Origin of the sequence: Pseudonocardia kujensis, assembly GCF_021283305.1 — a bacterium.
Lineage (GTDB): Bacteria > Actinomycetota > Actinomycetes > Mycobacteriales > Pseudonocardiaceae > Pseudonocardia > Pseudonocardia kujensis.
Genome location: NZ_JAJSOK010000011.1, coordinates 1 through 15,736, shown reverse-complemented (window position 1 = coordinate 15,736; position 15,736 = coordinate 1). Strand labels below are relative to the sequence as shown.

General features: G+C 69.1%; 16 protein-coding genes. 7 read left to right on the top strand and 9 right to left on the bottom strand.

Annotated features, from left to right (window positions below):
* The first annotated feature begins 14 nt into the window (after positions 1-14).
* From LWC35_RS10415 to LWC35_RS10400, 4 genes are all read left to right on the top strand, one after another.
* Positions 15-1,310, top strand: coding sequence for an acyl-CoA dehydrogenase family protein (locus LWC35_RS10415; RefSeq protein ID WP_232869850.1), 1,296 nt, complete (start codon positions 15-17; stop codon positions 1,308-1,310).
* Positions 1,310-2,512, top strand: a complete 1,203-nt coding sequence (locus LWC35_RS10410) for a flavin reductase (protein ID WP_232869849.1) — start codon at positions 1,310-1,312, stop codon at positions 2,510-2,512. The genes LWC35_RS10415 and LWC35_RS10410 overlap by 1 nt, the downstream gene beginning before the upstream one ends.
* Before the next feature lie 115 nt (positions 2,513-2,627).
* Positions 2,628-3,500 (top strand): alpha/beta hydrolase family protein, encoded by an 873-nt coding sequence (locus tag LWC35_RS10405; RefSeq protein ID WP_232869848.1) that lies wholly within the window; start codon positions 2,628-2,630, stop codon positions 3,498-3,500.
* Between the two features lie 133 nt (positions 3,501-3,633).
* A complete protein-coding gene (locus LWC35_RS10400) occupies positions 3,634-4,356 on the top strand; it encodes an alpha/beta fold hydrolase (protein WP_232869847.1) in 723 nt (240 codons plus the stop codon).
* Between the two features lie 92 nt (positions 4,357-4,448).
* Here LWC35_RS10400 and LWC35_RS10395 read toward each other — a convergent pair whose 3' ends face one another.
* Positions 4,449-5,327 carry an alpha/beta fold hydrolase gene (locus LWC35_RS10395; RefSeq protein WP_232869846.1) on the bottom strand — a complete coding sequence of 293 codons (879 nt, stop codon included), beginning with the start codon at positions 5,325-5,327 and terminating at the stop codon, positions 4,449-4,451.
* Positions 5,328-5,410: 83 nt separating this feature from the next.
* Here LWC35_RS10395 and LWC35_RS10390 point away from each other — a divergent pair, with 83 nt between their 5' ends.
* Entirely contained in the window at positions 5,411-5,863 is a 453-nt protein-coding gene (locus LWC35_RS10390) for a MarR family winged helix-turn-helix transcriptional regulator (protein ID WP_232869845.1), read from the top strand.
* A 48-nt stretch (positions 5,864-5,911) separates the two neighbouring features.
* On the opposite strand, the gene LWC35_RS10385 is transcribed toward LWC35_RS10390, so the two are convergent.
* Entirely contained in the window at positions 5,912-6,466 is a 555-nt protein-coding gene (locus LWC35_RS10385; protein ID WP_232869844.1) for a TetR/AcrR family transcriptional regulator, read from the bottom strand.
* Positions 6,467-6,569: 103 nt separating this feature from the next.
* Here LWC35_RS10385 and LWC35_RS10380 point away from each other — a divergent pair, with 103 nt between their 5' ends.
* A complete protein-coding gene (locus tag LWC35_RS10380; RefSeq protein ID WP_232869843.1) occupies positions 6,570-7,529 on the top strand; it encodes an alcohol dehydrogenase catalytic domain-containing protein in 960 nt (319 codons plus the stop codon).
* Positions 7,530-7,646: 117 nt separating this feature from the next.
* Here the strand turns inward: LWC35_RS10380 and LWC35_RS10375 are convergent, their stop codons facing one another.
* The 4 genes from LWC35_RS10375 to LWC35_RS10360 all read right to left on the bottom strand — a co-directional run bounded on the left by LWC35_RS10375 (position 7,647) and on the right by LWC35_RS10360 (position 10,770).
* Positions 7,647-8,054 (bottom strand): nuclear transport factor 2 family protein, encoded by a 408-nt coding sequence (locus LWC35_RS10375; protein WP_232869842.1) that lies wholly within the window; start codon positions 8,052-8,054, stop codon positions 7,647-7,649.
* A gap of 363 nt (positions 8,055-8,417) precedes the next feature.
* The gene (locus LWC35_RS10370) at positions 8,418-9,026 is read right to left on the bottom strand and encodes an NAD(P)H-dependent oxidoreductase (protein ID WP_232869841.1); all 609 of its coding nucleotides are present in this window, start codon (positions 9,024-9,026) and stop codon (positions 8,418-8,420) included.
* Positions 9,023-10,084 carry an LLM class flavin-dependent oxidoreductase gene (locus tag LWC35_RS10365; protein ID WP_232869840.1) on the bottom strand — a complete coding sequence of 354 codons (1,062 nt, stop codon included), beginning with the start codon at positions 10,082-10,084 and terminating at the stop codon, positions 9,023-9,025. Before LWC35_RS10365 ends, LWC35_RS10370 begins: the two co-directional genes overlap by 4 nt.
* A complete protein-coding gene (locus tag LWC35_RS10360) occupies positions 10,081-10,770 on the bottom strand; it encodes an FMN-dependent NADH-azoreductase (RefSeq protein ID WP_232869839.1) in 690 nt (229 codons plus the stop codon). Before LWC35_RS10360 ends, LWC35_RS10365 begins: the two co-directional genes overlap by 4 nt.
* A gap of 85 nt (positions 10,771-10,855) precedes the next feature.
* On the opposite strand from LWC35_RS10360, the gene LWC35_RS10355 reads away from it, so the two are divergent.
* Entirely contained in the window at positions 10,856-11,329 is a 474-nt protein-coding gene (locus tag LWC35_RS10355; RefSeq protein WP_232869838.1) for a MarR family winged helix-turn-helix transcriptional regulator, read from the top strand.
* Positions 11,330-11,823: 494 nt separating this feature from the next.
* Here LWC35_RS10355 and LWC35_RS10350 read toward each other — a convergent pair whose 3' ends face one another.
* The 3 genes from LWC35_RS10350 to LWC35_RS10340 form a co-directional block, all read right to left on the bottom strand.
* Positions 11,824-13,011, bottom strand: a complete 1,188-nt coding sequence (locus tag LWC35_RS10350) for a cytochrome P450 (protein ID WP_232869837.1) — start codon at positions 13,009-13,011, stop codon at positions 11,824-11,826.
* Positions 13,012-13,291: 280 nt separating this feature from the next.
* Positions 13,292-14,329 carry a zinc-dependent alcohol dehydrogenase family protein gene (locus tag LWC35_RS10345; RefSeq protein WP_232869836.1) on the bottom strand — a complete coding sequence of 346 codons (1,038 nt, stop codon included), beginning with the start codon at positions 14,327-14,329 and terminating at the stop codon, positions 13,292-13,294.
* A gap of 412 nt (positions 14,330-14,741) precedes the next feature.
* Complete coding sequence (locus LWC35_RS10340; protein WP_232869835.1) at positions 14,742-15,620, bottom strand: fumarylacetoacetate hydrolase family protein; 879 nt, start codon at positions 15,618-15,620, stop codon at positions 14,742-14,744.
* Between the last annotated feature and the right edge of the window lie 116 nt (positions 15,621-15,736).

The following is a 15,736-nucleotide window of genomic DNA, read 5'->3' as shown; positions in this document are numbered from 1 at the left end:
CAGGAGCACCACAGATGAGCACGGTCAGCGACGTCTACCAGTCCATGGCCATCGGGAGCGACGTCCCGTCCACCCTCGACCCCGATCCCCTCGCCTTCGGCCTGTCGGCCTACCCGGATCCGCAGGGGGACACTGAGGAGCGGTCCCGGCTGGTGGCAACGGCCGCCTCGCTTCGGGGGCTGCTCGCCGAGAACGCCGAGGCGGCCGAGCGGGACCGCCGCGTACCCGACCACGTGATCGACGCGCTGGCCGACGCCGGGCTCTTCCGGCTGACCGTGCCCAAGCGCTACGGCGGCCACCAGGCGGACGTCCGCACGATCATCGACGTCGCGGCGACGCTGGCTGAGGGCTGCGGGTCCACCGCCTGGGTCGTCACCTTGATCAACACCGTGGGGATCGCGGTGGGCATGCTGCCGGAGCGGGCCCAGGACGAGGTGTTCGGCGCCGACCCGAAGGCCCGGGTCGCGGGGGTCTTCTCCCCGCGCGGGCGCACCCGCCGCGAGCCGGGCGGCTTCCGGGTGAGCGGCGAGTGGTTCTACGGCTCCGGCTCGCTCCATGCCGACTGGGTGATGGTCGGCTTTCCCATCGTCGACGAGCACGGCGAGACGACGGACTTCGGGCTCGGGCTGATCCCGAAGACGGACTACACGGTTCGGGACACCTGGTTCGTCGTCGGGATGCGCGGCTCGGGCAGCAACGCCATCGTCGCCGAGGACGTCTTCATCCCCGACCACCGCATCCTCTCGGTCGGCGCGGCGATCGACGGCCGCTTCCCGACGGAGTTCACCGACGAGGCCCTGTACCGGTCCGCCTTCCATCCCGCCTTCACCCTGGTGCTCACCGGTGCCCAGCTCGGCATGGGTCGCGCGGCGCTCCGGCACGTGATAGACGTCGCCGACCGCCGCACCATCGCCAACACCGTGTACACCCGCCAGCGTGACTCGGTCGGCTTCCAGCTGCAGGTCGCGGACGCGGCGGCCCTGATCGACGCCGCCCACCTGCACGTCTACCGGGCCGCCCGGGACATCGACGAGGCCGCCCGCCGCGGGGAGAACCCGAGCTACCGGCTGCGCGCCCGCCTGCGGTCGGACGCCGCACGGGCGGCGACCTGCGTCAAGGACGCCCTGGATCTGCTGATCACCGCGCACGGGGCGGGCAGCTTCGCCGAATCCAGTCCCATCCAGCGGATGTGGCGGGACTCGAACATCGCCCTGCGGCACGGCACCCTCGTGCCACCCGCGACACGGGAGATCTACGGGAAGTCGTTGCTGGGCTTCTCCCTCGACGAGAACATCACGAAGCTGCTGTGATGCCCGAGCCGACCACGATCCCGACGTTCGACGGCAGCCACTTCCGTCGCGTCCTGGGGCACCATCCGACCGGCGTGTGCGTCGTCACCGCAGTCGGCCGAGACGGGCGGCCGGTGGGGGTGACCGTCGGCTCCTTCACCTCGGTCTCGCTGGACCCACCTCTCGTCGCCTTCCTGCCCTCGAAGGGCTCCCGGGTCCTCGAGACGATCGTCGAGGCCGGCCGGTTCGCGGTGAACCTCCTGGGCGGCGACCAGGTCGAGCTGTGCCGTCGCTTCGCCTCCCGGGACCGGGACAGGTTCGACGCGACTCCCTGGCGCCCGTCGCCGCTGGGCTCGCCCCTCCTGATCGACGCGCCAGCCTGGATCGACTGCACGCTCCACTCGGTGCTCGAGATCGGCGACCACGCACTCGTGGTCGGTGCCGTCACGGACCTGGACGTCGAGCGCCCGACCGCGCCGCTGATGTTCTTCCAGGGTGGCTATGGGAGCTTTTCGAGCTTGTCCCTGGTCGCCGAGGGCGGGAACGGCGGGAGCGGCACAGAACGAGCAGCGGGCCTGGCCACTCACCTGAGGTTGGCCGATCTGGCCCGACCGCGACTGGAGGAGGTGTCGGCTCGCTTCGGGGTGAACGTTGCGGCGGCGGCGCTGGTCGGACGGGAGGTGATCCAGCTCGCCTGGGTCGGCCCGGACGCGGGCACGCACCTGGGCGGTGTGCGCCTGCCGTTCGTCGCCCCGTTCGGGACGCTCTTCGCGGCCTGGGAGACCGACGAGGTTCGCGAGGAGTGGCTGAGGGACCACCAGGACGACGATCTCGTCCGGCGGACGCTGCTCGAGGACCTCGCCCGCGCCCGTGAACAGGGATGCGCCCTCCTCCCGGACCACAACTCGCTCCGGGAGATCGAGGCTCGCATCGCCCGGATCGCGACCGACGGCCACCTCCCCGCCTCGGTCCGCGAGCTCGACCTCCAGATCGCGGACTTCGCCCGACGCCACGTCTCCCTTCACGGCGAGCAGCCCCGCGGCATCTCCGCGCCGGTCTTCGACGGCACCGGCCGGGTCGCGCTGACACTGACCGCCCATCGGCTTCCCGAACTGAACGCCGACCGGCTGGACGAGTGCCGCGAGGCGCTCCTCGAGGCCGGACGGGAGCTGACGGAAATCATCTCCGGTCGAGGACCGAGACTCACCGCACGACCAGCCTGATCCCCAAGAGAGGCCAACCCCGATCATGACACTCAGCCAGCACCTGCCTGCCTCCGGCCCGCCCCCCGTCTACGCCGACGCGGGTCGCGGTGACGTGGTCCTATCCGCCAAGCCCGTGATCCTCCCCGCCACCGCGCAGCGCGGTGCGGACCTACAGGTGCGCGTCTCCGCACCCGCGCTCGGCGACCGGCTCCCGATCGTTCTGTTCAGCCACGGGTACGGCTCCTCCATGGACGGTTACGGACCGCTGGTCGACTACTGGGCTGCGCACGGCTTCGTCGTCCTGCAGCCGACCTACCTCGACTCGCGCACCATCGGCGTCCCGCACGGGGACCCGCGGGTGGCGGGGTTCTGGCGGTTCCGGGTCGCGGACGCCACCCGCGTCCTCGACGACGTGGACACCCTGCTGGGCGCCGTGCCCGGTCTGACCGAGCGGGTCGACCGCGACCGGATCGCCGCCGCCGGCCACTCCTTCGGCGGCCAGACCACCGGCATCCTGCTCGGCCAGCGGGTCGGACCGCCCGCCGGAGCCCACGAGGACCTGTCCGATCCCCGCGTGCGGGTCGGCGTCCTGCTGGCCACCGCCGGAACCGGCGGGCCGGACCTGACCGACTTCGCCCGGGAGAACCTGCCCTACCTCAACGCGGACTTCAGCACGCTGTCGCGACCGGCCCTCGTCGTGGCGGGCGACGAGGACCGGTCGGTGCTGACGGTGCGCGGGCCGGACTGGTCCGAGGACCCGTTCCGACTCGGCCCCGGCCCCGACCACCTGCTCACCGTGTTCGGCGGCGAGCACTCGCTCGGCGGCGTCCCCGGCTACGAGGCCGCCGAGACCACCGACGAGAACCCCGCCCGCCTCGGCGCCGTCCAACAGCTCACATGGGCCTACCTGCGGACCTCTCTCGGCCTGGACGACCAGGCGTGGCCTGCCGCCGTCGCGGCTCTCCGGGCTGATCCCGCCCCACTCGGTCGCGTCGAGTCCAAGTGATCCGGCAGTCGAACTCCCGGCCTCACGGCGCAATCTGAGTCAGGTGATCTCCGGTCGGGCCGTGTCCCACTCCATCGCCGCGCCAGGCGCGCCGTTGTCCATCCCCATCCCTGTCAGCTGAGGGAGTTGCACCATGACTACCTACCTACTCGTGCACGGCTCGTGGCACAGCGGCGAGAGCTGGAAGCGGGTGGCACCTCTGCTCGCCGAAGCCGGGCACCGGGTGCTCGCCCCGTCGCTCACCGGCTACGGAGACAAGATCGACCTGGCAGGCCCCGATGTCGGGCTCGACACGCACATCGCCGACATCGCCGACCTGATCGTTGCCGACGACCTTCGGGACGTCGTTCTCGTGGGGCACAGCTACGCGGGGCTTGTCGTCACTGCGGTGGCCGACCGTGTCCCGGAGCGGATCGGCAGGATCGTCTACCTGGACGCGATGGTCCCGCAGGACGGTGAGAACGCGATCGACATCATGCCCGCCCTACAGCTGCTGGTGGACGCGGCGCTCGCCTCCGCCAACGGCTGGCGCATTCCCCCACTCCCGGAGTTGCCTGCGCCCTTCGGACTCTTCGGCGTCACCGACCCCACGGACATCGCGTGGCTCAGGAAGACACTCACCGATCAACCTGTCGACTGCCTGCGGCAGCGGGTGAAGCTCACCAACCCTGCCGCGGACACGATTCCGCGCACACACATCCACTGCACCGTGGCGCCGGAGGGATTCGAGCGCCGCCCCGTCCCTGCCGTGCAGCCCAACGGCTCCCCCGCGGACGTCCGCGAGCTCCCCACCGGCCACGACTGCATGATCACCATGCCCCGCGAGCTGGCAGCGATCCTGATCGAGCTCAGCTGACCCTGTGGTCCTGCGGGGCGAGCAACGAAACCTGCGGCGCCACCTCTACGGCCGAGGGCACGGTAGACGGCCATGCGCGCTGGTCACCCCGATCACTGGTCGATTCGGGAGTAGAACGCTTCCATGGTCGTCACCAGGCGATCCGGGGCCTCCATCGCGACGTAGTGGCCGATGCCGTCGATGTGGACCTCGGTCACGTCGGCGGCGACCTGGCGCAGCGTCGCCGGGGTGAAGTCACCGGATCCCCCACCGATCGCCAGCACGGGAACGGCCATCCCGTTCTTGGCGAGCGCCCGGATCTCCTCACCCTCGGTCAGCAGGGACCGGTACAGCCCTGCCGCTCCGCGGAACGCACCCGGCCTGGCGAAGACCCGGGTGAGCTCGTCGACGTCGGCGTCGACGAAGGCACCGGCCGTCGCGTTGAGTGAGGGGATCGCATAGTCGGTCAGGAAGGCGCGCTCGCGCCCGGTCAGGAGCAGCTCCGGGATCCCGGGTGCGGCCAGCACGCCGATGTGCCACGCGCCACCATGGGTGACGTCGCCCAGCATCTCCGCCCCGAATCCCGGCAGCCCGGTCTCGATGGCGGTGTAACTGCGCACGAGCTCGGGTCGAGTGGCGGCCAGCCGATAGGTCGTGGGACCGCTGACGTCCTGACCGGACAGGTGCACCGGGCCCAGGCCCAGGCGGATGATCAGCTCGGCCAGGTCGTCGGCGGCCGCCGCGCTAGTGAACCCGGTCGGAGCGACCGTCGAGTCACCGAACCCACGGAGATCAACCGCGATGACCCGGTGGTGACCGCTCAGCAGCGGGATCACCTTGTGGAAGACCCACCAGGACTCCGGGAAGCCGTGCACGAGGAGTACCGGCGATCCGGAGGTTCCGGCGGACACGTAGTGCAGCTCGCCCCCGTTTACCTCGATCCGGTGGTGGTCGGCATTCGGGATGGTGGCGGTCGTGACTACGTGAGACATGTCGATTCCTCCTAGATGGACAAGGTGCTTGTCTATACCCTACGGATAGGCAAGCACCTTGTCTACCCTCTAGCATCGTCGCCGTGGATCGATCACCCGGAGCCGACCTCGCTCTCATGTTGTTGCGGGCCTTCCGCGGGTTGGTGGACGACGTGAGCAACGGCCTGGAGCGAGCAGGCCATCCCGGCGTGCGGGCGGCGGACGAGTTCGCCTTGCGGGCTATCGCCGAGGGAGCCGAGACCGCGTCCGAGCTCGGGCGCAGACTGTCGATCACGAAACAGGCCGCCGCCCAGCGCATCGCAACCCTCGAACAGCTCGGCTACGTCGAGCGCGAGCCCGACCCGGCCGACGCACGGCGCAGGCGGCTGCTGACCACATCGCGTGGCCGCGAGATGATGGCGTTGGGTGGCGCCCTGCTCGACGACATCCGGGACCGTTGGGCCGCGAACATCGGACGGCGGGAGCTCGAGCGGATCGAGCAGCACCTGCGCCGACTGACCGCCGACTACCCGTTTCCGGCCGACGCGACCAGCTGAATTCCGGTTCCGCGCGGTGTGCTCCGACGGGGTGGCGGCGAGCCCCATTCAGCTGAGCGCACGCACCTCGGCCGCGGCAGCGGCGATGAGGCTCTCCAGTTCAGATGCCGACCTCCCGTCCCAGGCGCCGATCGCACGGCGGAATGTCGCCATGCCGATCTGTGCGGCCAGTAGCGCGCTCGGCCGGGCGAGACCGCGGTCGACCAATGCCGTGGCCATGTCCTCGATGAGCGCCGCCGACTTCGCGTGCGCGCGCTCCTGAAGCGCAGCGGTGACGACGATGACCTCCTCGCGACGCTCGGCCACGGAGCGGCCGGCGACGAACAGGGGCACTGCCGCGGTGAACGCCCTGGCCAGCATCCCCAGGGGTGACAGCTCGGAGGGCGCGGTGGCGACCGCGTCCACCAGCACCCTGCGCAGCTCGTCCTCTCCGTCGAAGAGCACTTCGCGCTTGTCGGCGAAGTGGCGGAAGTACGTCCGCTCCGTCACGCCTGCGCGCGCCGCGATCTGCGCGGTCGTCGTCGCCTCGTACCCCTGCTCGCGATAGAGCTCGAGCGCGGCCTCGCGCAGCCGCCTCCGCGCCTCGGCCCCGCTTCTCGGCATGATCCGATCCTAACCCGGATACGTCAGTGACTGTCAGATCCGTGGTAGTGTCAGTCACTGACGGAACCCGGGCGCGAGGGTTCCGGGAGTCGAGGAGAACCACATGAGCACCGCCCCGTCCCGGGTCATCCGCTTCCGCGAGTACGGCGAGCCGCTCGACGTCCTGGTCGAGGAGCGCACCGAGATCCCCGATCCGACCGCGGGTCGCGTCCGGGTCCGGGTCGTCGCGGCAGGGCTGAACCCCGCGGACTGGGAGCTCTGCCGCGGCTTCATGCCGGGCAACCTCCCGCGTGGCATCGGCTACGACGTCGCCGGGAGGGTGGACGCCCTCGGCCCGGGCGTCGAGGACGTCGTCGTCGGCGACCTGGTCGTCGGCGCCGCCGATTTCGTCGGACAGCCGAGCGCCGGGGCCGCCGACGTGGCGATCCTGTCCTCCTGGACACCAGTGCCCGAGGGCCTCGACCCGATCGCGGCGGCGGTGTTGCCGATGGTGGTGCAGACCGCCGTGTGGACGCTGTCCGGAATGGGCGTCGGGTCGGGGACGACGCTCCTCGTGCACGGGGCGGGCGCGATGGTCGGCTACGGGGCAGTGCAGGTCGCCATCGGGCTCGGTGCACGCGTCATCGCCACGGCGGGGCCGACCTACGCCTCCGACCTCGAGGAGTTCGGTGCCGTCGTCACGTCCTACGGCGAGGGGATGGCAGAGCGTGTCCGCGAGCTCGCGAGTGGCCCCGTGGACCTCGTGCTCGACGCCGCACCCCCCACACCGGGCACGGTTCCGGTGCTGCTCGGGGTCGTCCGTGCGCCACAGGACGTCGTCACGATCAGCAACCACGACGAGGCCCGTCGGCTTGGTGCGCGAGTCAACCTCGACCTGCTGACGGAAGCGGCGACCCCGCTCGTCGACCCCGTGCCCGACTTTGTGGTGCACGCCTCGAAGGGGACGTTCCGCCTCCCTGTCGCCCGCACATTCCCGCTCGGCGCCTGGCGTGAGGCAGCGAAGCTCAGCCTGTCCCGGGCACCGCACGGCAAGGTCGTGCTGCTACCGGGTGAGGATGCCTGACCCCGAGACCCGCCGACTCGGCGAGATGGTGCAGCGCGGTGGCTTGGTGGCACCACGAGGTCGGGCACCGAAGCCCTCCGGACTTGCGGGACGGCTCCGGTGTCCGGCGGGACAGTACTACCTTTTCACGAGATAGTCGTTCGCGTGCATGGTGTCGAGGTACGCACGTGTGGCGGCGATCTTGCCGTCCCGGAACTCGAGTACGTACACCAGCGAGTTGTCGTAAGCCTCCCCCGCCGGTGACGTGCCGCGAGACTCGGCCTCAATAATCACTCGCTCGTTCTCGGCTGTGCTGCTGGTGAGGGTCAAGAGCACACCACTGGGCATGGCGGTGTGGACGCTCTCGAGCATCTCCACGAACTGCTTCTTGTTGTGGTCGCCCGCAAGCGGGAACTGCTCCGGCTTGCCGACCACCCACCATACGATATCGTCATGCAGAAAGGTGAGGGCCTTGTCGAGGTCGCCGGCATTGAGATGCTCGAAGAAGGTGAAGGCGATTTCCCTGTTCTCTTCTGTCGTTGCCATGATCCCAGTCTCCAATAGTGCAGTGAGCGCCGTCACCCTCCAGCTGGCGTAGCCCGTCGACGCACTTCTCGCCGCATGGCGCACAGATCGCCTCGCCCGGCCTCTCCACCACCCAGGACGATTCACCGTCGAGGGTCTACCTCGGTACCCATCCGAAGGCGGACCCGGAGCGTTCTCCTGCCGCGCGCACGATTGCCTGACTCAAGGTCCTCCGGGTCAATGCTCGCCGGCCGAGCCTCGGCGGGCTCGAGTGCGATCGGGCAGGAGCTGGCGACTCGGCAGGTTGCCGGGAGGAGATTCCGACGCCCGCTCAGAGGAGCGCGATCCCCCGCGGGCCCGCAAGGTCGGCCTGTAGTGAGAGCCTCATCGTGCCTCGGACGAGATGTCACGCGGGGCGTAGCGCAGTCGCAGGAGATCGACGACATCATTCAGCGCGGTCTCGATGCGAGCGTGGACACGTGGGTCAAGCAGCACGGTGCCGTCGAACGCCCCGGCGGAAGCGAAGATCGCGACGGGAACGGTGAGGGCCTGGAAGAAGGCGAACAGCGGGCGCATTGCGTGCTCGAGGACCAGGGCGTGATGTTCCCCGCCGCCAGTGGCGGCGAGCAGGACCGGTTTGTTCGCGAGGGCGTACTGGTCGATGAGATCGAAGAAGTGCTTGAACATCCCTGGGTAGGAGCCGCGGTACACCGGCGCGGCAGCGATCAGAAGGTCCGCGTTCTCGACCTGACGCAACACTTCTTCAATCCCGCGTGCATGCGCGACGATGTCCTCCCGCGCGAGCGCCCCGGTGAACGCGGCGCCGAGGCCGTAGACATCCACCCGGGCCGTGTCGATCGGCTGCAACCCGGCCAGGGTGTCGAGAATGACGTCCACCAAGCCCATCGTCGTGGACGGCCGATGCGGGCTGCCGTTCACCACGACGACCCGCAGCGCACCTCCGCCGCCGGGGAAATCCGGGACGGTGGTCACGCTGCGCTCGCGGCCAAGGCGGCAACCTCGCGACGCACGACAGGTGCAACCTCGGTGCCGAGTCGTTCGATCGTCTCGAGATGCTCCTTCTGTGGCAGGCCGCCGAAGCCGGTCTGAATCATGGCGCGGCCGATGCCGTAGTGCTGGTGGTAGGCGATCAGCTTGTCGATGACCTCTTGCGAGCTTCCGACGAGCAGCGAGGACGCAGGTCGGGCCTGGGCCTCGAACGCGGCGCGGGACATGATGACGCCCTGACCGCGTTGATGGTGGTTCTCCACCATCCCCTGGGCGAAGTAGGGGTACATGGTCTCCCGAGCGTGCTGACTCGTGCGGCCGACGTAGCCGTGGGTGTTAATGCCGATGGGCAGCGCGCCGGGGTCGTGTCCGGCCGCCGTAGCGGCCTGCCGGTAGAGCTCGACGGTCTCGGTGTGCGTCGTCAGCGGCCCGAGCAATAGCGCGAGGGCCATCGGGAGTCCGAGCCTGCCGGCGTTGACGGCCGAAGCGGGCGTGCCCCCAACGGCCACCCAGATCGGGATCTGGTCACCGTTTGCACGGGGCGCGACGTCGGCCTCGACGAGGGGAGCCCTGAAACGGCCCTCCCAGGTCACCGGGTTGCTTTCCCGGATACGCAGCAGGAGGTCCAGCTTCTCGCGAAACAGGTCGGCGTAGTCCCGCAGGTCATAGCCGAACAGGGGGAACGATTCGGTGTATGAGCCGCGTCCAGCGATGATCTCGGCTCGACCGCCCGAGATCAGGTCGATCGTCGCGTACTGCTCCCAGACCCGCACCGGATCCTCGGAGCTGAGCACCGTCACCGCGCTGGTAAGTCGGATCTGCTCGGTCGCCTCGGCTGCGGCGGCGAGCAGGATGCTCGGCGCAGAGCCGACAAAGTCGCTTCGGTGGTGCTCGCCCACGCCGAACAGGTCCAGCCCAGCCTGGTCGGCCACCCGGGCGAGTTCGATGGTGTCGCGGACGCGTTGATGAGGCGATGGGAGTGTGCCGGTGACGATGTCCCGGGTGACTTCAGCGAAGGTCAGAACGCCGATCTCGAAGGTCATTTCGACAACTCTTCTTCCTGCTCGAGGACTCGATGGTCAGACCGCTCGGGCCGATCCACCGGCCACAGCTCGTCGATCTGCTGCTCGGCGGCGGCACGACTGCGTTCGGCGTCGGGGATGAGGACGTGCATCGCTGGATTCGTGGCGGCGAGGGTGAGCTCGGCGACGATGACGTGAGGCTTGAGGCCGGTCGGCGCGAGGGCGTGCGTGAGCCAGGGCAGGGCGTGGTCCCAGCCTTCCTTCGGGGCGCCGGGGCCGTACCCGCCACCGCGGGAGGCCAACACGATCAGCTCGGTGCCCCCGAGTAGCCCCTCGTTGGTCTCGGGGTCCGCCGACACCCCGGGGGCGACAACGTGATCGACCCACGCCTTGACCGCGCTCGGGGCCCCGTAGTTGTAGAGGGGCAGGCCGAGAACAACCGCGTCGGCGGTACGCACCTCATCGACCAACTCGCAGGTCAAGGCGAAGGACTCGGCCTGGTCCGCCGTGTGCTGTTCGGGCGGGATGAGCCGAGCCAACCCGGAGGCCGAGGTGAGGTGTGGGACCGGCGCGCTACCCAGATCGCGGTAGATGACTTCGCCGTCGGGATGGGCGACACGCCAGCGGTCCCGGGCACGAGCGCTCAGCGCGCGGCTCACCGAGTCATTGTCGCGGATCGAGGAGTCGATGTGCAGGAGGCGACGCACGCGGAGTCCTTCCGTAGATTTAGCTGCCTGCGCAGGCAATAATAGCACGTTGGGGCCGCTTCGTCACGGGCATAGGCTTACGTCCATGGCGACACGACGGTTGACGGACCTGCAAGAGGACGCGTGGCAGGGCTTCCTGCGCACCCATGAGCGTGTGTGGCGATCTCTCGAGGCCGGTCTCGCACCCCTGCAGGTCAGCCTGGCCGAGTACGACGTCCTGGTCGCCGTCGACGCGGCCGGTGAGGACGGGGCACGTATGTCAGATCTTGCTCAGCGTCGTCTGATGACCACGGGAGGCTTCACCCGTCTCGCGGACCGCCTCGAGAAGCGTGGCCTCATCGCGCGTCGCCGCTCGACCGCGGACGGACGCAGTACAACGGCAGTGATGACCACGGCCGGTCGTACACTGCTGCGCCGCGCCCGACGCCAGCACGGCGCTGATATCCGCGCCCTGTTCTCCGACAGGCTCGATGAGGGTCAGCTACGCAGCCTCGTCGAGATCTGGGCAGCCCTCGACCCCGCGAGCGACCCGCTGAAAGGCGACGACAGAACCTGTTGATCGTGCGCATGCAGCGCTCACGCATCCTGCGGCTACCGGTCCCGGTGCCGGGACTCGGCGCGGCACTTCCCGGTCGCTGGGGCGACCTGCTCAACGGTCGAGGACCAGACCGGAGCCGACTGCTCGGGAGACGAAGATGAGCATCGTGTCGTGAGCGGCCCGTTCCCGACCGGCAGCATGCTGTCACGCTGACGGACCCGGCCGCGAGTACACGTATCCCACATGTGCGGCCAGACGCCCTCCGCCGCGACAAGTGAACTCGGCCCGGGACCAGCGACCGCCGGCTCGACCGCCATTGCGCAGGCCGACGTCAGCGCCCGCCTCGCGTTTGCAGAGCTCGGTTCACGAGCATCGATCGCGCACACCGTCGTCCTCGCGAGATCGGATTCGCCGATGGTGGCCATCCACGGGGATCGCCGCAAAGGGAGTACTGGTGCACGAGATCTCCCCGGGGACCAGACCGGCGCGATCGAGGCATGTCGTCCGTCGTCCTCTCACGCTGCGTGCACACGGACCTCGAGACGTGCCAGACCACGGAGGTTGCTGTTGAGGGCGCGCTCGTAGCTGATGAGCTCGAATCGTTCGACGGTTCTTACCAGCTCATCGAGCACGAGTTGCATCTCCAGCCGGGCCAGGTTCAGTCCGACACACGTATGTTCGCCGTGTCCGAAAGCGACGTGATCACTGGGACGGCGAGTGACGTCGAAGCGGTCCGCACACTCGTACCTGCGCTCGTCGCGGTTGGCCGAACCGTAGAGCAACATCACCCGGGAGCCCGCAGGGATAGTCACTCCGTCGATCTGGTAATCCCTTGTCGCGACGCGGGTGAACCTAGGAATGGGAGACTCGAATCGGAGAACTTCGTCGATGGCGTGCCGCACCAGGGACGGGTCCTGCCTCATGAGCTCCCACTGCTCGGGGTGTCTCGCGAACAGCCAGATCGCGCTGCTGGTGCCGTGGATGGTGGTGTCGAGGGACGGACCAATGTAGTCGACCATCATGAAGGGGCACCGACCAGCCTGAAGCTCACCGTGCGCTTCCGCCGTGTAGAGCGCGGCCGCCCAGCCGTCGGGGTCGAGGTTCTCCGGTGTGGCCTCGTGCATCGCGAAGTCCACGAGTTCGGCAACCTTCGGCATTGCGGCCCGGGTCCGCGCGTTGTCCGGGCCGTGCGCGTCGAACGCCGCAGCGGCCCACTCGAGCATGTGCTCGCGACCGAACGAGCCCAGGCCGACCAGCTTGGAGACGACGGTGACGGGCAGATGTTGTGCGAGCTCGGTGACCGCCTCGAACGAGCCCCGACGAACGAGCCTGCCCACCACCGCCCTGGCCTCCTGCTCGAGCAAAGGGCGTACGGAGTGGAGCCTCTGTCCGCGCAGGGGGCGCGCGAGGACCTTGCGCATCAGCCGGTGCTCAGGTGGGTCGCTGCAGATGAGGATGCCCTCGGTGGCGCGGTTCATCTGGTCGTTCAGAGTCACCCCGGCCGTGGAGGTGAAGGTCTCCCAGTTCTTGCTGACTGTCCGCAGCGCGGCGTAGCGAGGAATGGCGTAGATGTCGTAGGCGGGTAGGTGGACGACCGGCCCGAGGTCCCGCAGCTGGCGGTAGAGTTCGTAGGGTTCGGCGAGAGCTTCGTCCGAGAACAGCTCGATGTCCGAGGTAGGTGCGTCCGACGGCGTCGTCGACATTGCTCTCTCCCGTTCAGGATGTGTGGGCCCCGACCATGCGGGCTGCAAGGTCCTCGAGCGCGAGGAACGGGGTTGTTCTCCAGCATCGCCGTGGCACCGCGACCGACCTCGCGTTGACGATGCGCATGGCCGCCTCCTCGCTCGCCGCTCCAGAGACAGTGCATAGCTGCCTGCGCAGGCAGTTTGCCACAGCCCTCACATGAACACCAGACCCATCACGCGCACGCGAACGGTTCCGCACGCGCAACGAACGCCGCGACGCCATCCGGCCGCGCACGGCTCAATGTCGGTCGCTTGGGTCTTGGACCTCCACGACGACCTTGCCGAACGGCCCGCGGTCCATCCGCTCGAGCGCTGCCGGGAGCGCTTCCATCGGGAAGCGGCTGTCGATCACAGGCGTGATCCCCGTCCGGTCGACAGCCCGCACGAAGTCCTCCAGCGCTCGCCGGTGACCAGTACCGATGCCCTGGATCGTGATGTCCTTGAGCATGAGCGGCATGACGGGGGCGCTGACCTCGAAGCCCTCGAGCGCCCCGATCTGGGAGATGTGCCCGCCCACGGCAGTGGCCTGCACTGCCAGCCCGAGGTTGGCGCCCCCGACAATCTCAAGGACGTGATCCGCTCCGCGGTCACCGGTGAGCTCGAGGACCACCTCGACCCAATCGACCCGCCGGTCTACGACATGCGTGGCCCCCAGTGAGCGAGCCCGCTCCAGCTTGTCCGCACTAGCGGACACGATCACCTCTGCCCCGTGCGCGCAGGCAATCTGTATGCCGAATAGGGCCACCCCCCCTGTCCCCTCGATGAGGACTGTCTGCCCTGCCCGTAGGCCGCCCCGCTCGACGAGCGCGAACCACGCGGTCAATCCGGCACACGGGAGTGTGCTCGCCTGCGCGTGGGTCAACGTCATCGGCGCAGGCGCCAACCACTCCTCAGGGAATGCCACGTAGTCGGCGAGCACGCCCTGGTAGTAGCCCCCGAGCGTCCGGTAGGCCGGCGTGCGGGCGGTACCCGCTCGGCCACCGTCGATCCAGTCCGGGGTGAAGGCCGAGATGACCCGGTCCCCGACCTGGAACCGGCTTGCGTCGTTCCCGAGCGCGACGACCTCCCCGCTCAGGTCCGATCCGGGTGTGAACGGGAAGCGGAGCGGGAGACCGCGACCGTCATCGACGACCAACCTGTCGCGATGGTTCAGCGAAACCGCCCTGACTTCGACGACCACCTCGCCCTGCTCCGGCGTCGGGATCGGCACGTCGCTCAGACGGAGTCGCTCGCGCCCAATGCCGTCCATCTCCCAGCGTCGCATCTTGTCCTTCATTCGCCCTCTCATCGTGCAGTACCCGGTCCGCCGTCGGCTCACCGGTTGCGACCGGCGCGCGACCTGTGTCACCGCGCCCGATCCGCCACGTTGTCACGAAAGGCGACGATGCTCCGCGGAACGTCGCCGTTTCGGGCACCTCGAGTCCGGCGACGAGAGGACTACGAAATCCGCACGTCGACACGTCATGGGCGAAAGGCACGGGTGCGATGCCCTCCCGGACGGCGCACGTCGGGTCGCGCATCCGTGCGACCACAGCTTCTCTACCTCGAGTTCGATGGCAGGCCGTCTGGCCCAGGAATCAACCGTGGGACAGGTAGTTGCGGAAGCCTCGAAACGCTCCATCTCGCCACATAGCACCGCCGCTGACGAGGTCCGCAGGCTCGGGCGGAACGGCAAGAAGTGGTACGCCTCATACATGACCCCCCATGGGCCGTTCGAACCTCGTTGTGAGCTCGCCGACGCCCTCGATCCGACTCACGAGGACGTCGTCCTCGGTCAGGTAGCGCGGCGGGGTCCTGCCGTACCCGACGCCACCGGGGGTTCCCGTGAAGATCAGGTCACCCGGCAGTAGCGGCACCTGCGCCGAGATCCGGGCGACCAGCTCCCCGACCCCGAAGACGAGACTGCTTGTACGGGCCTGCTGGACGACCTCGCCGTTGAGCAGACAACTGATGGCGAGATCGTCCGGGTCGTCGAGCTCGTCGACAGTGGTCAGCCAAGGCCCGATCAGGCCGAACCCCGGCCGTGACTTGCTCAGGCTGAACTGCGGGGTCGGGCCGTCGAACTGGGCGGCGCGGTCGGTGAGGTCCTGACCGACCGTGACGCCGGCCACGTATCGCCAGCCCGCGTCGGCGGCGACGTTGCGGGCGTGCCGACCGATGACCGCGACCAGCTCGACTTCCCAGTCGATGTGCTCGCCCGGCAGCTCGACCACGTCTGCCGGACCGCCCACGCAACTGGACAGCTTCGGGAAGACCAGAGGTTTCTCGGGCGGCTCGGCATCCAGCTCCGCGGAGTGATCGACATAGTTGAAGCCGACGGCGAGGACCTGCCGCGGACGCGGGACGGGGCTGCCGAGCGCAGCACCCGACCGAAGCCGGGCAGCTGTCGGGTCCAGCTGTTCCGCCCAGATCGGGTCGAGCTCCTCCGCCCACCCTCGGAACTCGGACCATCGCTCGTAGACCGCCTGCGGGTCCGAGCCGAAACGCCCGTTGCTCGCGGTAGCGACGTCGACCGGCCCGTCCCCGCAATCCACACAAACCCGGCCGTCGACGGAGAGAACCTTCACGCGCGCCGCCACACGGGCAAAGCCGCGGCTGGGTCGGGAGCGAAGTCGAGGACGACGCGGCCCCCGATGGTCATGTCGGCGTCGGCCCGGCGGAGCCTGCCGGGCAGGCGAACGCC

Bases quoted from the DNA above. Each gene is read 5' to 3' on its own strand.
- LWC35_RS10415 (WP_232869850.1), top strand. From the start codon at position 15: ATGAGCACGGTCAGCGACGTCTACCAGTCCATGGCCATCGGGAGCGAC.
- LWC35_RS10410 (WP_232869849.1), top strand. From the start codon at position 1,310: ATGCCCGAGCCGACCACGATCCCGACGTTCGACGGCAGCCACTTCCGT.
- LWC35_RS10400 (WP_232869847.1), top strand. From the start codon at position 3,634: ATGACTACCTACCTACTCGTGCACGGCTCGTGGCACAGCGGCGAGAGC.
- LWC35_RS10395 (WP_232869846.1), bottom strand. From the start codon at position 5,327: ATGTCTCACGTAGTCACGACCGCCACCATCCCGAATGCCGACCACCAC.
- LWC35_RS10385 (WP_232869844.1), bottom strand. From the start codon at position 6,466: ATGCCGAGAAGCGGGGCCGAGGCGCGGAGGCGGCTGCGCGAGGCCGCG.
- LWC35_RS10380 (WP_232869843.1), top strand. From the start codon at position 6,570: ATGAGCACCGCCCCGTCCCGGGTCATCCGCTTCCGCGAGTACGGCGAG.
- LWC35_RS10375 (WP_232869842.1), bottom strand. From the start codon at position 8,054: ATGGCAACGACAGAAGAGAACAGGGAAATCGCCTTCACCTTCTTCGAG.
- LWC35_RS10365 (WP_232869840.1), bottom strand. From the start codon at position 10,084: ATGACCTTCGAGATCGGCGTTCTGACCTTCGCTGAAGTCACCCGGGAC.
- LWC35_RS10355 (WP_232869838.1), top strand. From the start codon at position 10,856: ATGGCGACACGACGGTTGACGGACCTGCAAGAGGACGCGTGGCAGGGC.
- LWC35_RS10350 (WP_232869837.1), bottom strand. From the start codon at position 13,011: ATGTCGACGACGCCGTCGGACGCACCTACCTCGGACATCGAGCTGTTC.
- LWC35_RS10345 (WP_232869836.1), bottom strand. From the start codon at position 14,329: ATGAAGGACAAGATGCGACGCTGGGAGATGGACGGCATTGGGCGCGAG.